Source organism: Streptococcus oralis (assembly GCF_901543815.1).
GTDB classification, from domain to species: domain Bacteria; phylum Bacillota; class Bacilli; order Lactobacillales; family Streptococcaceae; genus Streptococcus; species Streptococcus oralis_CM.
Window position 1 is genome coordinate 1,336,325 of sequence record NZ_CABEIU010000002.1, and the last position, 16,583, is coordinate 1,352,907.

At 42.1% G+C, this 16,583-nt stretch carries 18 protein-coding genes; 1 reads left to right on the plus strand and 17 read right to left on the minus strand.

Translation table 11 applies throughout. The features are described from left to right. Positions 1–22 precede the first annotated feature (22 nt). The 6 genes from FQT28_RS06825 to FQT28_RS06850 form a co-directional block, all read right to left on the minus strand. Positions 23–988: a glycosyltransferase family 2 protein gene (locus FQT28_RS06825; RefSeq protein WP_143989777.1), complete on the minus strand. Its 966-nt coding sequence runs from the start codon at positions 986–988 to the stop codon at positions 23–25. Between the two features lies 1 nt (position 989). Further along, entirely contained in the window at positions 990–2,009 is a 1,020-nt protein-coding gene (gene galE / locus FQT28_RS06830; RefSeq protein ID WP_143989778.1) for a UDP-glucose 4-epimerase GalE, read from the minus strand. Between the two features lie 101 nt (positions 2,010–2,110). Then, the gene (locus FQT28_RS06835; RefSeq protein WP_185952361.1) at positions 2,111–3,214 is read right to left on the minus strand and encodes an NAD(P)/FAD-dependent oxidoreductase; all 1,104 of its coding nucleotides are present in this window, start codon (positions 3,212–3,214) and stop codon (positions 2,111–2,113) included. 16 nt (positions 3,215–3,230) lie between these two features. Beyond that, on the minus strand, positions 3,231–4,028 hold the full coding sequence (locus FQT28_RS06840; protein WP_143989780.1) for a Nif3-like dinuclear metal center hexameric protein: 798 nt from the start codon (positions 4,026–4,028) through the stop codon (positions 3,231–3,233). Further along, positions 4,015–4,692 (minus strand): tRNA (adenine(22)-N(1))-methyltransferase, encoded by a 678-nt coding sequence (locus FQT28_RS06845; RefSeq protein WP_125449518.1) that lies wholly within the window; start codon positions 4,690–4,692, stop codon positions 4,015–4,017. The genes FQT28_RS06840 and FQT28_RS06845 overlap by 14 nt, the downstream gene beginning before the upstream one ends. A gap of 101 nt (positions 4,693–4,793) precedes the next feature. Beyond that, positions 4,794–7,130, minus strand: a complete 2,337-nt coding sequence (locus FQT28_RS06850; protein WP_143989781.1) for a cation-translocating P-type ATPase — start codon at positions 7,128–7,130, stop codon at positions 4,794–4,796. Between the two features lie 133 nt (positions 7,131–7,263). Here FQT28_RS06850 and FQT28_RS06855 point away from each other — a divergent pair, with 133 nt between their 5' ends. Then, entirely contained in the window at positions 7,264–8,013 is a 750-nt protein-coding gene (locus FQT28_RS06855) for a lysophospholipid acyltransferase family protein (RefSeq protein ID WP_143989782.1), read from the plus strand. Between the two features lie 42 nt (positions 8,014–8,055). Here the strand turns inward: FQT28_RS06855 and FQT28_RS06860 are convergent, their stop codons facing one another. The 11 genes from FQT28_RS06860 to FQT28_RS06910 all read right to left on the minus strand — a co-directional run bounded on the left by FQT28_RS06860 (position 8,056) and on the right by FQT28_RS06910 (position 16,323). Continuing rightward, positions 8,056–8,748 (minus strand): alpha/beta hydrolase-fold protein, encoded by a 693-nt coding sequence (locus FQT28_RS06860; protein WP_143989783.1) that lies wholly within the window; start codon positions 8,746–8,748, stop codon positions 8,056–8,058. Further along, a complete protein-coding gene (locus FQT28_RS06865; RefSeq protein WP_143989784.1) occupies positions 8,729–9,739 on the minus strand; it encodes an ABC transporter substrate-binding protein in 1,011 nt (336 codons plus the stop codon). The genes FQT28_RS06860 and FQT28_RS06865 overlap by 20 nt, the downstream gene beginning before the upstream one ends. 19 nt (positions 9,740–9,758) lie before the next feature. Further along, a complete protein-coding gene (locus tag FQT28_RS06870; protein ID WP_143989785.1) occupies positions 9,759–10,514 on the minus strand; it encodes an ABC transporter ATP-binding protein in 756 nt (251 codons plus the stop codon). 1 nt (position 10,515) lies between these two features. After that, the gene (locus FQT28_RS06875; RefSeq protein WP_143989786.1) at positions 10,516–11,562 is read right to left on the minus strand and encodes a FecCD family ABC transporter permease; all 1,047 of its coding nucleotides are present in this window, start codon (positions 11,560–11,562) and stop codon (positions 10,516–10,518) included. Positions 11,563–11,716: 154 nt separating this feature from the next. Next, on the minus strand, positions 11,717–12,340 hold the full coding sequence (locus FQT28_RS06880) for a TipC family immunity protein (protein ID WP_138100618.1): 624 nt from the start codon (positions 12,338–12,340) through the stop codon (positions 11,717–11,719). 4 nt (positions 12,341–12,344) lie between these two features. After that, positions 12,345–12,953 (minus strand): TipC family immunity protein, encoded by a 609-nt coding sequence (locus FQT28_RS06885; protein ID WP_138100619.1) that lies wholly within the window; start codon positions 12,951–12,953, stop codon positions 12,345–12,347. Positions 12,954–12,963: 10 nt separating this feature from the next. After that, positions 12,964–13,431 (minus strand): hypothetical protein, encoded by a 468-nt coding sequence (locus tag FQT28_RS06890; protein ID WP_138100620.1) that lies wholly within the window; start codon positions 13,429–13,431, stop codon positions 12,964–12,966. Further along, positions 13,428–14,036 carry a TipC family immunity protein gene (locus FQT28_RS06895; protein ID WP_138100621.1) on the minus strand — a complete coding sequence of 203 codons (609 nt, stop codon included), beginning with the start codon at positions 14,034–14,036 and terminating at the stop codon, positions 13,428–13,430. Before FQT28_RS06895 ends, FQT28_RS06890 begins: the two co-directional genes overlap by 4 nt. Before the next feature lie 10 nt (positions 14,037–14,046). Then, positions 14,047–15,699, minus strand: a complete 1,653-nt coding sequence (locus FQT28_RS06900) for an LXG domain-containing protein (protein WP_138100622.1) — start codon at positions 15,697–15,699, stop codon at positions 14,047–14,049. Further along, complete coding sequence (locus FQT28_RS06905; RefSeq protein ID WP_138100623.1) at positions 15,689–16,048, minus strand: DUF3958 family protein; 360 nt, start codon at positions 16,046–16,048, stop codon at positions 15,689–15,691. Before FQT28_RS06905 ends, FQT28_RS06900 begins: the two co-directional genes overlap by 11 nt. Beyond that, positions 16,045–16,323, minus strand: a complete 279-nt coding sequence (locus FQT28_RS06910) for a TIGR04197 family type VII secretion effector (protein ID WP_138100624.1) — start codon at positions 16,321–16,323, stop codon at positions 16,045–16,047. The genes FQT28_RS06905 and FQT28_RS06910 overlap by 4 nt, the downstream gene beginning before the upstream one ends. Positions 16,324–16,583: the final 260 nt, after the last annotated feature.

The following is a 16,583-nucleotide window of genomic DNA, read 5'->3' on the forward strand; positions in this document are numbered from 1 at the left end:
TTTAGCATATTTCAAGGGAAAATTATAGTCTTTTCCGGTTATTTTTTCCTTCAAAAACAGAAAGATCACTTTTTTCTTTGACGAGATAGAGTGGTCTTTTTTTGGTTTCCATATAGATCTTACTGATATACTTGCCTAGAATCCCAATGGTCAGGAGTTGAATCCCTCCAAGAAAGAGAATGACAGCCATCAAAGAGGTCCAACCAGATGTCGGATTTCCCAAGATAAGAGTCCGAAATACTACAAAAACAGTCATCATAAAAGAAATAAAACAAGATAGAAGTCCTGCTACAAAGGCTATACTCAAGGGAAAATCTGAAAAGTTAAGAATTCCTTCAATCGAGTAGAAAAAAAGCTGTCTAAAACTCCAACTGGTCTTGCCAGCCTTTCTTTCGACATTTGGATAGTCTAGGTAGTATGTTCGAAAACCGACCCAGGCAAAGAGTCCCTTAGAAAAACGATTGGACTCGGTCAGGGTTAAAATAGCATCTACCACAGACCTTCTCATCATGCGAAAATCACGGACACCTGATGGCAGGGCTACTGGGCTGATTTTTTGCATGAGGCGATAAAAGAGGTCAGCGCAGAAACTGCGAAAGAAAGGCTCTCCCTCCCGACTGATTCTCCGTGTCCCAACACAGTCCAAGTCTACATTCTGGTCTAGTAAGGCTTTCATCTCGAGCAACATACTAGGAGGATCCTGAAGGTCTGCATCCATCACGACCACCAAGTCTCCAGTTGCATGCTGCAAGCCTGCGTATAAGGCTGCCTCTTTCCCAAAATTTCGTGAGAAAGAAATATAATGTACCGCAGGATTTTGCTCCCGATAGGCCTTCAAAAGCTCCAAGGTTCCATCGCTTGAGCCATCATCTACAAAGACATACTCGATCTCTGCTCCTAATTCTGGAAGCAGTGCTTCCACAGACTGATAAAAAAGAGGAAGTACTTCCTCTTCGTTTAGACATGGGACAATGATTGAAATCATCATCTTAGTCTTCAAATCCATTTGGATGCTTGCTTTGCCAACGCCATGCATCTTCACACATTTGGGTGATGTCTAGTTCTGCTTCCCAGCCAAGTTCTGCTTTGGCTTTTGCTGGGTCTGAGTAGCAGGCAGCGATATCACCTGGGCGGCGTTCTACGATGCGGTAAGGAATAGGACGTCCCACCGCTTTTTCCATGTTTTGGATAATTTCAAGAACTGAGTAACCTTTACCTGTTCCAAGGTTATAAATGTTTAGACCTGAACCTTTTTGGAGTTTTTTCAGAGCTGCAACATGACCTTTGGCTAGATCTACGACATGGATATAGTCACGAACACCGGTTCCATCTTCCGTATCGTAATCATCTCCAAAAACTTGTACTTGTTCTAGTTTGCCAACTGCTACTTGTGAAACATAAGGCAAGAGATTGTTTGGAATTCCATTAGGATTTTCTCCCAAGTCACCGCTCTCATGTGCTCCGATTGGATTAAAGTAACGAAGCAAGACCACATTCCAGTCTGAGTCTGCTTTGTAGATATCCGTCAAAATTTCCTCTAACATGAGCTTAGTACGACCGTACGGATTGGTCACTGAAAGCGGGAAATCTTCTAAGATTGGAACTGTATGAGGATCTCCGTAAACTGTCGCAGAAGAACTGAAGATGATGTTCTTACAGTTATTTTCTTCCATAGCTTTCAACAGACTGACAGTTCCAGCGATATTGTTGTCATAGTAGGCAAGAGGGATACGTGTTGATTCACCGACAGCCTTCAAGCCAGCAAAGTGAATCACACCAGTCGGCTCTTCCTGCTTGAAAACATCTCTGAGAGTATCTGTATCACGGATATCCGCTTCATAAAACGGAATTTCAACTCCTGTGATTCTTTCAACAACTTCTATACTTTTTCGGTTGCTGTTGACAAGATTATCCACCACAACAACCTGATGACCTGCTTGGATCAACTCAATAACAGTGTGGGTTCCAATAAAACCGGCACCACCAGTTACCAAAATCTTTTCTTGCATCTTTTTTCCTCGATTCTCGGATTATTTTTTCTTATTTTACCATTTTTGATAGGGAATGTCATTTGCCATCCTAAACTACCTGCTAAATTTTCAGTAAAATCTTATTCGCTTTTTACTCGTTTGACATAGTTTGCAATTGGATAGTTTACTGGATCCAAGGTCAACTCCTTGTCTTGGACCAGCTGGGCTAGATGGTAACCAATGATAGGACCCGTTGTGAGGCCCGATGAACCTAGTCCACTAGCCGCATAGACACCTGCTAAACCAGGTACCTGTCCAAAGAAAGGTGAGAAATCACGAGTATAGGCGCGGATTCCCACACGTTCAGCTCTTGAAGTCGCTTTAGCTAAGGCTGGATAGTGAGGCAAGGCTGCTTCCTCCATTTGTTGGAGTAAGGCTTCATCTACCGTCAAATCAAATCCCATGTCATTTTCATGGGTAGCGCCCAAGGACAGTTTCCCACTTGCAAAAGGTATCAAATCCCACTCCCCTTCTGGCATTACAACAGGGTAAGCTTCCATATCTTGGGTAAGTTGATAATCTCGGAGTTGCCCCTTTTGGGGACGAACATCTACCTCATATCCTAAAGGTTCCAAAATGTCCCCCAACCAAGCTCCCGTTGCCAAAATAACCTGATCAAACACCTCTTGGCCAATCTGATAGCCGGATTCTAAAGGTGTCAGACTCACTTTTTCTTTGACCAGCTTGACTTGACTGGCTTCTAACAGACGAGTCACCAAGAGTTGACCATCTACTCTCGCTCCACCAGAAGCATAGAGCAGATGGTCAAATCCCTGCAAGCTAGGGAATAATTCATTTGCAGACGCTTGAGATAGAATGGCTAACTGGCCTATTAAAGGAGATTCTTCCCTGCGTTTCAAAGCTAGTTCATAGAGTTCTTCCAACTTGGATTCATCCTTTTTCAAGAGAACAACTCCCGAACGCTGGTAAAAGTCGATTTCCTGACCAGACTTTTCTAAATCAGCCAACAAATCCACATAAAAGCCAGCTCCCAAGCGCGCCATCTTATACCAGGCTTTATTGCGGCGTTTTGAAAACCAAGGACTGATAATTCCCGCTGCTGCCTTGGTTGCCTGACCTTGACCATGGTCAAAAACAGTTATCTCTAGGTCGCTTTCTTTCGCGAGGTAGTAGGCAGCTGTTGCCCCCACAATCCCTGCTCCGATAATGGCAACTTTTTTCATTGTCTTCACCTTCTAACTAGATATGGTGGAAGGGATTAGTTGATGCCTGACTAGGCACAATATCAATGCCCCAGCCTTTCTCTTCCTTCCATTGAGTAAGGAGTGATGCGATTTTTTCCACAAAAAGCACTTCGATATAATGTCCAGGATCCAGTGCCAGCAAGCCATCCGACAGCATATCCTGAGCAGTGTGGTAGTAAATATCCCCAGTGATATAGACATCTGCCCCTTTTGCCAAAGCATCAGAGTAGAAAGACTGCCCACTGCCACCACAGATGGCCACTCTTGAAATAGGCTTCTGCAAATCACTCTCTTGATAATGCACCATTCGAAGGCTATCTAGACCAAAGACTTGCTTGACATGCTGGGCCAATTCCCCAAAGGTCTGAGTCGGAATATTCCCAATACGACCAATCCCACGTTCTGGACCTGTTTCCTGCAGATAAGTCGTTTCCTCAATGCCTAGCATCTGGCAGAACCAATCATTTAGCCCGTTCTCAACAATATCAATATTGGTATGACTGACATAAACTGCGATATCATGCTTAATCAAATCAATGTAAATCTGATTTTGAGGACGACTAGCTACCAAATCCTTGATAGGACGAAAAATCGGCGCGTGCTTGACGATAATCAAATCCACCCCCTTTTCAATGGCCTCTACCACCGTCTCTTCACGAATATCGAGGGCAACCATGACTCTTTGAATATCCTTGTCCAAAGTACCGATTTGCAGGCCACGACTGTCTCCCTCCATAGAAAATTCCTGAGGGCAAAAGGCTTCATATACGCTAATCACTTCACTTGCTAGCATGGAGCACCTCCTTGATGGCTTGAATTTTATCTACTAGAACTTGACGTTCCCCCAGATTTTTTTCTGGAATTTGGTTAAGGGCAAATTCTAACTTAGCAGCTTCTTTTTGCCATTTTTGGACAAATACTGGACTGACTTCTTTGGACAAGATAGGTCCAAAGCGGACATCACTGGCTGATAGCTTCATTTGTCCTGCTTCCACCACCAAAATCTCGTAAAACTTTCCAGCTTCTTCTAGGATGCTTTCTGCTACGATCTGAAAACCGTGGTCTTGCAACCAGATACGCAAGTCGTCTTCACGATTATTGGGTTGGAGGATTAATCGTTGGACACTAGCCAACTTGTCCAAACCTTCTTCTAATATGGTAGCAATCAAACGGCCTCCCATACCAGCAATGGTGATAACCGATACTTGGTCAGCCTCTTCAAAGGCTGCTAGGCCATTGGCTAAACGAACTTGGATTTTCTCCTTTAGACCGTGAGCCTCAACATTTTTAACCGCAGACTGGTAAGGACCTTCCACCACTTCCCCTGCAATAGCGCTTTTGATTTGGCCTCTCTCAACTAACTCGATGGGCAGATAAGCATGATCACTCCCCACATCTAGTAAAATGGCCCCCTGTGGCACAAAGGAAGCAACCAATTCTAATCTCTTTGAAATCATCTTCTCTCACTTTCCAAAACTCTATTGCCTCTTATTATACCACATTTCAGCTAGCAATCTTGCACCTAAAAAGACCGCAATCCACAGATTGCAGTCTTTCTTTATTTTTTCGCTTGGTAACGACTGGTCAAAATGAAAATCACTGTAAAAATCAGCATCATTGTCCCATAAACAGGCAGCGTTTGTCCAGTTAAGGTTGATATTTCAAGTAGTTTTTGAATCCTTGGGAAGAGAGCTGTGGCTAGGAAGCCTCCCACTGACCAGACAATCAAAAGGACTCGCCAGAGGGTGAATGGCATGCAAGCTCTAAATACGGATAAGAAACCGATAGACCCAAGGAGATAATAGAGGAGAGTTGACATTTCTAACTCAGACCAACCTTGACTTGTCCCAAATATTTTCACAAAAAGGACACTAAATACGACCATGAGAGCGCTTGGTAGGGCACGAAGCATGGATCTTCTGAGGAAGTATGGTTCAACAGGTTTGATATTTCGCTCAAAAGTCAGAACGAATGGTGGGAACCCTTCCACAAACTGGTCGATCATGGTAATCTGAATCGGAATGAAAGGGAAAATCAAGATCCACTCAGACCGCCCTAGTAAAACACTAGCAATACAAATCACCGCAAGCAAAAAGGAATAAATGGTCTTAATCAAGAAAATCGGTGCGATATGGGCGATGTTATTGACTACGCGACGACCTTCAAAGAGAATCTCAGGAACATCATTAAAGTCTGAGTTCAAGAGAACCAAATTGGCAATCTGACGAGTCGCAGGATCTCCCTCAGCCATCACGATAGAACAATCCGCCTCACGAAGGGCCAGGATATCATTGACTCCGTCCCCTGTCATAGCCGTTGTATGACCCGCTTTTTTCAGCGTTTGGATGATGAGTTTCTTTTGATGAGGGGAAACACGTCCGAAAATAGCTGTTTCTTCAGCCATGGCAATCAATTCCTCATCCGTGATTTTTGAACAGTCTACATAGCTTTGATAGTCTGCAAAGCCAGCCTTCTGGGCAATGCTGGATACAGTGACTGGATTGTCGCCAGAGATAATCTTGAGGCCCACTTCCTGAGAACGGAGATAGTCTAGTGTCTCAGCTGCTCCTTCTCGAATGGGGTCCAAAATCTCCAGCAAGGCCAGAGCCTGAATATCAGATGGTTTCTGTGGTTTGTGATGGTCTAGTTTTTCCTGACTAAGGGCTAAGACCAAGACACGTGACCCTCTCTCCAAGGCCTCTCTGGCTTCTGGGACTTCAGAGTCCAACAACATTTCAGGCGCTCCTAAGAAAACCGTCCCCAGACCTTCTAACTCCATAGCTCCCCACTTACGGTCGCTTGAGAAAGGAAGATTCGAAAGCATAGGATAGGAAACCTGACCTTGGAAACGCTGTCGAATGGCTTGGGCTGTTGGATTTTTATCCTCACTATGAGCTATGTAGCTGGTCAGAATGTTAGTAATAGCCTCATCACCATACGTTTCCGTCAGAGGAAGAACCGCCTCCACCTGCATCTTTCCTTGGGTGATGGTGCCCGTTTTGTCCAGACAGAGCATATCCACGCGAGCCAAGGTCTCGACAGAGTACATCTCCTGCACCAAGACTTTTTTCAAGCCCAGCTTGATCACCGCAGTCAAGAGCGAAGTAATAGTCAAAAGGGCGATTCCCTTGGGCAACATTCCCAAAAGGGCTGTCGATGAATTTACAACGGATGACTTGAGGGGCAAACCTTTTAACATCAAGGCTTCTAACAAGAGAGCTAAACCAAAGGGAATGATAATCTTCCCAGTAAAACCAGCTAGTTTGTCCAGCGATTTCATGATACGGGAGTTGATGGGTTTCACTGTCTTAGCTTCCAGCATGAGTTTGGAAGCATAGTTGTCTGCTCCGACATGGTGGACTTGAGCCAAAACTGCGCCACTGGCTAGGAAACTCCCTGACAAGAGCAAGGCATCCACTTCCTTTTGCACCAAATCACTCTCCCCCGTTAACATGGCTTCATTGACTTCTGCGAAGCCTTCCAGAACCAGAGCATCACTAGGAATCTGCTCCCCAGCAGACAAACGAATGACGTCTCCTAGCACCAATTCTTCAGGATTCAGAGCCACTTCTTGGCCATCACGAATAGTTTTGACCTTTTCCTTAGTCATGAGATTGAGCTTGTCCACCATGTGTTTTGCTCGCAGCTCAGTCACAATCCCAGAAAAAGCGTTAAAGCAGATAACAGCAAAGAAGACCAGATTGCTCCAAGCCTGCACGAAGGCAAGGGCCAAAGCAATGGCAAAGTTCAAAGCATTAAAAAGGGTAAAGACATTTCGTTTGATGATTTGCCAAGTACTGGTACTGGCCGAAGCGGTAAAGTCATTGACCAAACCTTGAGCCTGTCTTTCCTTGACTTCTCTTTGGGTTAATCCCATAATCTTATTTTTATCCATGAATTCTATCATATCATTTTTTCTAGAAGAATTCTAATCTCATCCAAAAACTGTTGGTTGATAACTGAAAAAGTTTGCCAGTAGTCTTTTGATAAGGTATAATAATAAAAGCAACACAATCGAAGGAGTTCTCATGTTCTATACTTATTTGCGTGGACTAGTCATGCTGATCTTGTGGTCCATCAATGGCAATGCCCACTACCACAATACTGATAAAATCCCTAGTAAAGATGAAAACTATATCCTAGTAGCACCTCATCGGACTTGGTGGGATCCAGTTTACATGGCTTTTGCGACCAAACCAAAACAATTCATCTTTATGGCCAAAAAAGAGCTATTTAACAACCGTATCTTTGGCTGGTGGATCCGTATGTGTGGCGCCTTTCCTATAGACCGGGAAAAACCTAGTGCCTCTGCCATCAAATACCCTATCAATGTCCTCAAAAAAAGCGACCGCTCTCTCATCATGTTTCCAAGTGGGAGCCGTCACTCAAACGATGTCAAGGGTGGAGTTGCCTTGATTGCTAAAATGGCTAAGGTCCGTATCATGCCTGTTACCTACACCGGTCCCATGACCTTGAAAGGCTTGATAAGCCGTGAACGTGTGGATATGAACTTTGGAAACCCTATCGATATCTCAGACATCAAGAAAATGAATGATGAAGGGATTGAAATGGTTGCAGACCGTATCCAAGCAGAATTCCAACGTTTGGACGAGGAAACCAAGCAATGGCACAATGATAAAAAACCAAACCCACTCTGGTGGTTTGTCCGCATCCCTGCCCTCATTCTTGCTGTGATTGTTGGTATCCTAACGATTATCTTTACTTTCGTCGCAAGCTTTATCTGGAATCCAGATAAGAAGAGAGAAGCTCTTGGTTAAAAAATACAATTATCCCTTGGCTTTTGCCAAGGGATATTTCTTTTATTCAATTTTCCATTTCTTTGCCAACCAGTTGGAAAAGGCTAGAAATCGCTCAGCCACTTGCTCATGATGCCCATAAGGATCAAAGACAAACTGACCAGTCGGATAGCGCTTCTGAAGACTGGTATGGATCTGCTCAGCATAGGCTGGTGCTTGAGCCAAGAGATTGGTATGATGTGCTCCTTCTGTTTGACCATTCTGTAAATACAGCAAACAGTCCAAATTTTTCACCTTTTTATCCCTGCAATAAGTCGTAAAATCAGGATACCAAAAGGAACCGCAGATAGAGAAGATACAGGAGAGCTTGTCAAAATGGAAAAGACTGTATACTGCTGTCAAACCACCTAGTGAGTACCCTCCATAGGCAAGGCGATTTTTGTCCAGACGATAAAGCGACTGCAACTTATCTAAAAGACCTCCAAATAAATGACCATGATAGGCATTTGCCTGACCGCCAAAATCTTGAGCTCCATCTCTCAGAGCAGATGCCTTCCATGGAGTGTAGTCGTCTAGGCGATTTTTAGAGGTCAAGCCCACTAAAATCACAGATTCTGAAAGGGAAGATAGAAAATCCAAGTTTCCATCATTCAAGAGAATAGCCGGATAGGTTTGATTAGAGTCATAGGTCGAAGGAAGACTGACCCTAACTTGGATTCCCTCCCAACCAAACTCATTATTTATTGATAAAGTCATTGATTTTCTCAAGGGAATCAATCACTGCTGGACCATAGTCCATCAACTCATCGTAAGAAATGGTCATGATTTTTTGATTCTTAATTGCAGGAACATTTTCTAAAACTTCATTTGCCTTCATCAACTCTACTGCGTTGGCATCCAATTTTTTATTGCGGTCGCTGGTTACATAGATAATCAACTCAGGATCCATTGACACGAGATTTTCCAAGGTCAAGCCTGATGTTCCCGTTGCAACATTTGTATAACCAAGTTGATTCAACAAGCTTTCTTGCAAAGCAGACTTGTAAGCACCAAAGGTTTCGTCATTATAAGCAACCATAATCAAAGCCTTTTTCTTTTCACCTTGACTTGCTGGATTTGCTTTCTTAACAGCGTCAATTTTAGCTTGTAATTGGGCTGCGTATTCATTGGCCTTATCCTGAACATTGAAAATCATTCCAAGATTTTTGACATCTTCTACGATATTTCCCAAATCTTGCTGAATCGTTGAGAGAGAAGCTTTTTGCGTATAGACTGGGATTTTGTTTTCATTCCAAGCGCTAACTGTTCCCAAGGATTTTTCAGAAAACATCATGTTTCGACCCATCACAGCATCTGGTTCATAAGAAAGGACTGTCTCTTGAGAGACTGTTTTTTTATCCCCAATTTGAGGAATGGTCGCGATCGCATCCTTGTATTTGTCTGTTACAGCATTGTCAGGGTTGAGCATGCCAGCAATTTTATCCTTCAAGCCTAACTCCAATAAGATTTCAGTTGTTGAAAGATTGTTGGCGATAACTTTTTCAGGTGTCTTGTCAAAGACTTGTTCGACTTCATTTCCCTTAACATCATAGGTTTTAACCGTTAACGGATAAGTCGTCTCTGTGCTGGCCTTTTGACTTGTTTCTGTGCTAGACTGCGTGGTAGCTTTTTCTGTAGTAGTGTTGCCACAAGCTGCCATGGTTAAGGTAGCTACTGTTACGAGTAAAATGCTTAGTGTTTTTTTCATCTTGTTTTCCTTTTCATTCTTATAAATAGTGAATCATGGCTTGCTGATCCTCGGTCCAAGTCACCTGACTTTGAACTCCGTATACAGTTTGCAATGACTCAGGGGTGATGGTCTCCTTTGGAGTCCCTTGGTAAAGGATTTCCCCCTCTTTCATCAGATAGAGATAATCCGAATAGCGACAAGCAAGTTGAATATCATGTAGGACAGCTAAAACATTGACCTTGAGATTCTTCACAATGGCCAACAAGTCTAACTGGTACTTGATATCCAGGTGATTGGTTGGTTCGTCTAGGAGCAAGAGAGACGGTTCTTGCGCCAAGGCGCGTGCCAACAAGACTCGCTGTTTTTCCCCACCTGACAGGGACGAATAGAGACGAGTTTTCTTCTCAAGCATATCCACCTTGACGAGAGCATCTTGAACGAGGGCATAATCCCTTTCCTTTTCCTTCTGTAAAAAAGAGAGGTGTGGAGTTCTTCCCAGCAAGACGATTTCCTCAACTGTACAATCAAACTGCAATTGATTAAACTGGGTGACAACTGCCATTTGCTTGGCTGTTTCTTTGAGTGACCAATGCTCCAGTGGCTTTCCATCTAAGCTTATCAAGCCTTTGTCCGCCTTTTCCTGACGATAGAGGAGTTTAAGCAGACTGGTTTTCCCACTTCCATTTGGCCCTAGTATCGTGTGAAATTGATGCCCCTCAACCTTAAGAGAAACTCCTTTTAAGATTTTTTTCTCTCCTAGTCCAAAGTGGACATCCTGACAAATCAAGTCCATATCAGACCCTCACCTCCCTTCGCCTACCTCCAACAATGTAGATAAAGAAGGGAGCACCTACCAAGGCTGTGAAAATACCAATAGGCATCTCAGCATTTGGAATGATGACACGAGAAAGTACATCTGCCCAGACAACAAAGAGGGCCCCCAGTAAGGTCGCAATAGGAAAAAGCCTCCTGTAATTCGTTCCTACTAAGCCTCGAGCTAAGTGAGGAGTAATGAGACCAACAAATCCAATAATCCCACAGGTTGCCACTAAGACTGCTGTCAGCACAGCCACCATGGTCACATAAAGATACCAATAGAAGCTTAAGGGAATCCCCAACGTTAAAGCAGCCTCATCTCCCATCATCATTGCATTGAAAACACGATACTGAGTAGAGAAAAATAGAAAGGCCATTCCTACTACTATAGTTGGCAGGACTAAGTCAGACCAGGTAGTCCCGGCAAGCGAGCCCATGGTCCAAAACTTAATGGTCATCACACTGTCCGCATTAGCGCCGACTGAGATAATAAAGTTGGAAAATGCCAGAAAGAGAGCATTGACCACCGTTCCTGATAAGATCAGACTAGAAGTCGTCATCCTTCCCTGCATAGAGGCAATGATGAGGACAGCGATTGTTGCCAAAATAGCTCCAAGGAAAGCTCCAAGGCTAATCACCAATTTTAAACCAAGAATGATGCTCAAAGTTGCCCCTAGAGTTGCACCCGCAGAGATGCCTAAGACATAGGGCTCAGCGATAGGGTTGTTTACCGTGGACTGCATCACGCTACCACACATGGAAAGACCAGCCCCTACTATCAGGCCTAACAATACTCGGGGGAACCTCATATTCCATACAATGGCAAGAGTTGACTTAGAAACCTCTCCTATCTCAAGAGGAAATCCCAATCTGCTCAAAATGATCCGATAGGTATCTCCTAGATCAATCGCAACAGACCCCATAGAAACAGCTAGAAAGAGCGAAATCCCTAAAACAGCTAACAAAACACCTAAAAGTAACACAAATTGCAGGTCCCGTCGGCTTCCAGAAAATTTGGAAAGCATGCAAACCTCCTTTGATAGAATCTTAAAAATTTAGAAAATTCTCATAAAAAGTATACCATATTTCTATTAGATGAACAAGGACAGAAACATATATAGAAAAAGCCCTCTGAAGTCAGAGAGCCACCTGTTTATATAATCAGCGAGAATCTTTATATCACCAATTCTCCCACTGGGTTTCAACCTTGACATCGCCATAGTTGCTTGGTGAATACTTGCTGTCATAAATCGAACACCAGTCTTTCAAGACTTTCTGGTTGACGATTTCGTCGTAATGTTTGTCTAAATCTTCTTTGGATATGTTATATCTTTTTAAATATTCTCTTACTTTTTCTTCATCTTTAAGATACTCTCCAGCCTTTCTTGGCTCCTCTAAAATTGCAAGTTCTTTCTCTAGAGTCTTACTCTTAATATTGTAAAAACTTAAATACCACAAAGAAAACTTTGAATTTACTTTCCATTCAAACCAAATAAACATTCCTTTATTTATACTATCGAAATTAAACTCTATTTCAGTCTCGGAATAATTAGCAGGAAGATAATTATCAATGTAAATTACCTTGGGAGTATACTTTCCTGTTCCCTGCATATCTTTATCATATATTTCATACTTATGTACTTCAACATCTTTCAACTGGTTAAAAATATTATTTCCAAGATATGTTTTCTCTGTCTCCTGGTAGACTTCATCAAAAATGTTTTTAGGTTGACGCACAAAAAAGTAAAAACAGGATGATATAATTATCACGAATAAGGCTACTAGGCCTAGGATTTTCTTCATGTTGTCACCAATTCTCCCACTGGGTTTCAATCTTGACATCGCCATAGTTGCTTGGCGAGTACTTGCTGTCATAAATTGAGCACCAGTCTTTCAAGACTTTCTGGTTGACGATTTCGTCGTAGTCCTTCTCTAAATCTTCTTTGGAAATATTATTTTTTCTTAAATATTCTCTTACTTTTTCTTCATCATCAATAAATTGACCTGGTTTCCTTGGCTCTTCAATGATGGCAAGTTTCTTTTTGAGTACTTTCTTTTGCGTATTATAGTGTGCCGAATACCATAGGGTAATATTCGAATTAGTCTTCCTTTCAAAACGAATCGACACCCCCTTTATACCTTTTCCAAAATTAAGGTCAATGGTTATATCACTATAGCCTTTGGGTAGAGTTTTATACTTTCCAAAAGGAGTATAGGATATATTTGGGTCATCACTTGGCCAACCGGCCCTGATTTTAAACCCATCTATGTTTCTTAAAATATTATTTGTACGATAGGTTTTCTCTGTCTCCTGGTAGATCTCATCAAAAATGTTTTTAGGTTGTTTAGGAAAAAAATAAAAACAGATGAATATGATTAACGACATTAACGCTATTATACCAAGTAGTTTCTTCATAACTTTCCTCCTAGTCCGCCACAGCCTCTAAACGATTTAAAAATGTAGATACATCTGGATATTTTTTCTCAATATATTCTTTAATAGATGCCTCACCCTTTCTCAGTATATCCGCAGGCGCTACCCCTGCGTAGATTGTACCTTTGACCTGTTTCCAATCTTTATTTTTCAAGAATTCTCTTTCTCTCAGAGAAGAATCCTTTTGAAGGTCAGCATAGTAAGATGATATAGCTTGGTCATAGGATTGCCCCTTTTGCATGCGACCAATAAGATTGACTGAGTCTAGGTCTGCCTTGTAGTCATCTTCACCAATACTTGGCTTCATATCGTTTGCATTAAAGGTCGTGTCTCCCTCCCAGCCTGATAAGTCCTTAACATGCTCTCTACCGAAATAGAGATCGGCTAACTGAACTTGATTAGGATTAAGATGAGTGGCCATAGTGATGGACTGGTGGGTAAAGTCTGCGTGGCCTATCACCAATTCTCCCACTGGGTTTCAACCTTCACCTCACCATAGTTGCTTGGCGAGTACTTACTGTCATAAATGGTACACCAATCTTTTAAAACTTTTTGATTGACGATTTCGTCGTAGTCCTTCTCTAATTCTTCTTTGGTTATGTTATATTTTTTTAAATAGTTTCTTACTTTTTCTTCATCATTAAGATATTGACCTGGTTGCCTTGGCTCTTCAAAAATCGCAAGCCCTTTTTTGAGCACTTTCTTTTGCATATTATAGTGTGCTGAATACCATAGGGTAATATCCGAATTAATCCTTTTTTCAAAACGTATCGTCATCCCTTTAATACCTTCTCCAAAATTAAAGCTAATACTTATGTCTTTATAACCTTCAGGATAAGTTTGATACTTCCCTGAAGGGGTGTATGCAAAATATTCTCCATCGTTAGGCCAATCGGGTCTGATTTTAAACCCATCTATGTTTCTTAAAATATTATTTGACCGATAGGTTTTCTCCGTTTCTTGGTAAATTTCATCAAAAATATTTTTAGGTTGTTTAGGAAAAAAGTAAAAACAAACTGATACAAGTAATACAATTATTGTTAAAACACCTAGTATTTTCTTCATAGACTTCCTCCTAGTCCGCCACGGCTTCCAAGCGGTTTAAAAACTTGAACACTCCTGGATATTTTCTTTCAATATACGCTTTAAGAGCATCCTCCCCATCTAGCTTAATATCCGTTGGTCGCAAACTATCATAAATAGTATCTCTGACTGTATCCCAATCCTTATTTTTTAGGAATTCTCTTTCTCTCTGAGAGGAGTCTTTTTGAAGATCAGCATAGTAAGAAGATATAGCTTGGTCATAGGATTGCCCCTTCTGCATCCGACCGATAAGGTTGACCGAGTCTAGGTCTGCCTTGTAGTCATCTTCGCCGATGCTTGGCTTCATATCATTCGCGTTAAAGGTCGTGTCTCCCTCCCATCCCGAAAGATCCTTGACACGCTCTCTACCACCATAGATATCGGCTAACTGAGCTTGGTTAGGATTAAGATGAGTCGCCATAGTAATGGACTGGTGGGTAAAGTCTGCATGGCCCGCTCCATTGTTAGAGTATGACTTTAGTTTGCTGTCCCAAAATTGGTCAAAGTTACCCTTATCACCATAAATCCCTTCATAAGTACTTTTATAGGAATCATAATGGTTAGTTCCATTTTTTTGATCATCATCCTTAATTTTTTCTATGTTATCAGATTCCCCACCCGCCATCTCGTGTTGCAGTCTAAGATTATAATACAGTTCTTTGGCCTTTTCTTCTTTCAACCCCAGTTCTTGAAAGATTTCAAGAACTGGTTTCAAAGTTCTCAATTTTTGGCCTGTATTCGGATCACTCACAAATTCGTAATAAAAATATTGCCACAATCCACCTGCCGTTTCGTTCCACTTAAAGTCATCATAGTTGGCCGCACCGACGACTCGCAAAAAGATATAATCACGGAACTCTTGACTAGAGTTCGGGAACTTCTTGTCTATCCCTTGCTTGATGGTCAAGAGTTGTTGGGCTGTCTCGGCATCAAAGCCGTATTCTGCCATCATGGTCTGAACAAAGGCCTTCTCTTGACGGCTGAGTTTCATATCCGTTGTATCAGAATAGGCAGACAGGTAGTTGGCCCAAGTCAGGTCAGATGGGACTTTAAAGACCCCTGTCTTTGCATCCCAACTCGTTTCGATCTGAGCCAGTCCGCGACTCAGTTGCACATCGATATTGTCAAGTTCATCAAAAAGTCCACCTGAGTAGCTATCATAGGCGCGCAGGTCTCTCAAAATCGTTTCATAGACGCGTTTATTGGCATGGTGTCCTCGCATGAGTTCAGCATTACTGCGTCTCAATCTCCCCTTTTCTTCACTATCCATGGTCAAGCTAGAAAGGGATTGGTTGACTTCATCTAGATAGGCAATCATTTGCTCTTCCTGGCGGATCTTATCAAGCAGATCATCCTCGCGCCAACTCTTGCTGTCGACCATCGTTTGGTAGTCTTCTGGTAATTTCTTGATAGCCTGAGAGAAGGTTTCTGCATAGAGTTGTCCCCCTTTACTCAAGGGCAATAAGACACTTGCAAAAAAACTTCTAGCCGAATCATAAGCATTACCCTTTAGACTCTCCGTATCCCCTGAAAATTTTTGAATGGCTGATTGCAAGTCCTGATAAGCCTCCACCTGAGATTGGCACATGGTCGCTACACTCGAACTTTGTAGTTGTGATTGTTCCAAGTACATATCAATGCCCATGTCGTTTCTCCTCCTCTCTTTCTAGTTCCTTGCGTCTTTCATAGTAGACCTCATCCAAGTCTCCCTCTAACCGGAACTTTTCTTTTTTCAAATCATCCATGTGGTAGCTGAGGCCCTCAAGGATTTGGTTTTTAAGTTGGTTTCTTTGCAGGAGCGTTTCTTCCAACTGTCCTGCATATTGGCTCTGATAGGTCGCCTCCCACAAATCATTTTGATAACGGTGACTAGCTCTATCATAGCCTTCAAAGATTTCTATCAGTTCTTTGGTGCGATACTTCTCTTTTCCATTGTCTTCTAGCTGGTACAAGAGTTCTCGCTCTCTTTTCTTCAACTCATCCAACTTGTTCATACATTACTCCTAAAACTATTGGCACCCGCTTCATCTAGGGCCTCAAAATCACTTGCTACAGAGTGCAGTCGTTCTGAAGTCAGGGTAACAGCAGCCGAAACCTGACTAGCTAGATTTTGAGACTTTGTCAGACATTGATGGGCCTTGTTATTCCCTCGAAGGGTTGTGAGGTCATCTTGACTAGCCACAGCGATAGCTGTTAAAGATTGACAAGCATTTTTCAGCTGACTCGCATACATTTGAGCAATATTTAGATCACTTTTTACTGTTGACATGACTGTTTTATCCTTTTTCTAAATCCCTAGTGATAGGTTTACTTCATTTAGCTATATAGACCTATTATACCATGTTTTGAATACAAGCCCTAATTTATACTATATTTAGATAATAGAATAATCTCATAGCGAAAAAGCTACCAAATGGAGTAGCTTCATTATCAAGATATGCTTAATTGAACACGGCCTAACACTTGGCAAAAAAGATAAAATCTCCCCGAAGGGAGAAAATCTGGTTTATTATACCTTACAGTGCTGGG

Bases quoted from the DNA above. Each gene is read 5' to 3' on its own strand.
- FQT28_RS06825 (WP_143989777.1), bottom strand. From the start codon at position 988: ATGATGATTTCAATCATTGTCCCATGTCTAAACGAAGAGGAAGTACTT.
- galE (WP_143989778.1), bottom strand. From the start codon at position 2,009: ATGCAAGAAAAGATTTTGGTAACTGGTGGTGCCGGTTTTATTGGAACC.
- FQT28_RS06835 (WP_185952361.1), bottom strand. From the start codon at position 3,214: ATGAAAAAAGTTGCCATTATCGGAGCAGGGATTGTGGGGGCAACAGCT.
- FQT28_RS06840 (WP_143989780.1), bottom strand. From the start codon at position 4,028: ATGCTAGCAAGTGAAGTGATTAGCGTATATGAAGCCTTTTGCCCTCAG.
- FQT28_RS06845 (WP_125449518.1), bottom strand. From the start codon at position 4,692: ATGATTTCAAAGAGATTAGAATTGGTTGCTTCCTTTGTGCCACAGGGG.
- FQT28_RS06850 (WP_143989781.1), bottom strand. From the start codon at position 7,130: ATGGATAAAAATAAGATTATGGGATTAACCCAAAGAGAAGTCAAGGAA.
- FQT28_RS06855 (WP_143989782.1), top strand. From the start codon at position 7,264: ATGTTCTATACTTATTTGCGTGGACTAGTCATGCTGATCTTGTGGTCC.
- FQT28_RS06860 (WP_143989783.1), bottom strand. From the start codon at position 8,748: ATGACTTTATCAATAAATAATGAGTTTGGTTGGGAGGGAATCCAAGTT.
- FQT28_RS06865 (WP_143989784.1), bottom strand. From the start codon at position 9,739: ATGAAAAAAACACTAAGCATTTTACTCGTAACAGTAGCTACCTTAACC.
- FQT28_RS06870 (WP_143989785.1), bottom strand. From the start codon at position 10,514: ATGGACTTGATTTGTCAGGATGTCCACTTTGGACTAGGAGAGAAAAAA.
- FQT28_RS06875 (WP_143989786.1), bottom strand. From the start codon at position 11,562: ATGCTTTCCAAATTTTCTGGAAGCCGACGGGACCTGCAATTTGTGTTA.
- FQT28_RS06880 (WP_138100618.1), bottom strand. From the start codon at position 12,340: ATGAAGAAAATCCTAGGCCTAGTAGCCTTATTCGTGATAATTATATCA.
- FQT28_RS06885 (WP_138100619.1), bottom strand. From the start codon at position 12,953: ATGAAGAAACTACTTGGTATAATAGCGTTAATGTCGTTAATCATATTC.
- FQT28_RS06895 (WP_138100621.1), bottom strand. From the start codon at position 14,036: ATGAAGAAAATACTAGGTGTTTTAACAATAATTGTATTACTTGTATCA.
- FQT28_RS06900 (WP_138100622.1), bottom strand. From the start codon at position 15,699: ATGGGCATTGATATGTACTTGGAACAATCACAACTACAAAGTTCGAGT.
- FQT28_RS06905 (WP_138100623.1), bottom strand. From the start codon at position 16,048: ATGAACAAGTTGGATGAGTTGAAGAAAAGAGAGCGAGAACTCTTGTAC.
- FQT28_RS06910 (WP_138100624.1), bottom strand. From the start codon at position 16,323: ATGTCAACAGTAAAAAGTGATCTAAATATTGCTCAAATGTATGCGAGT.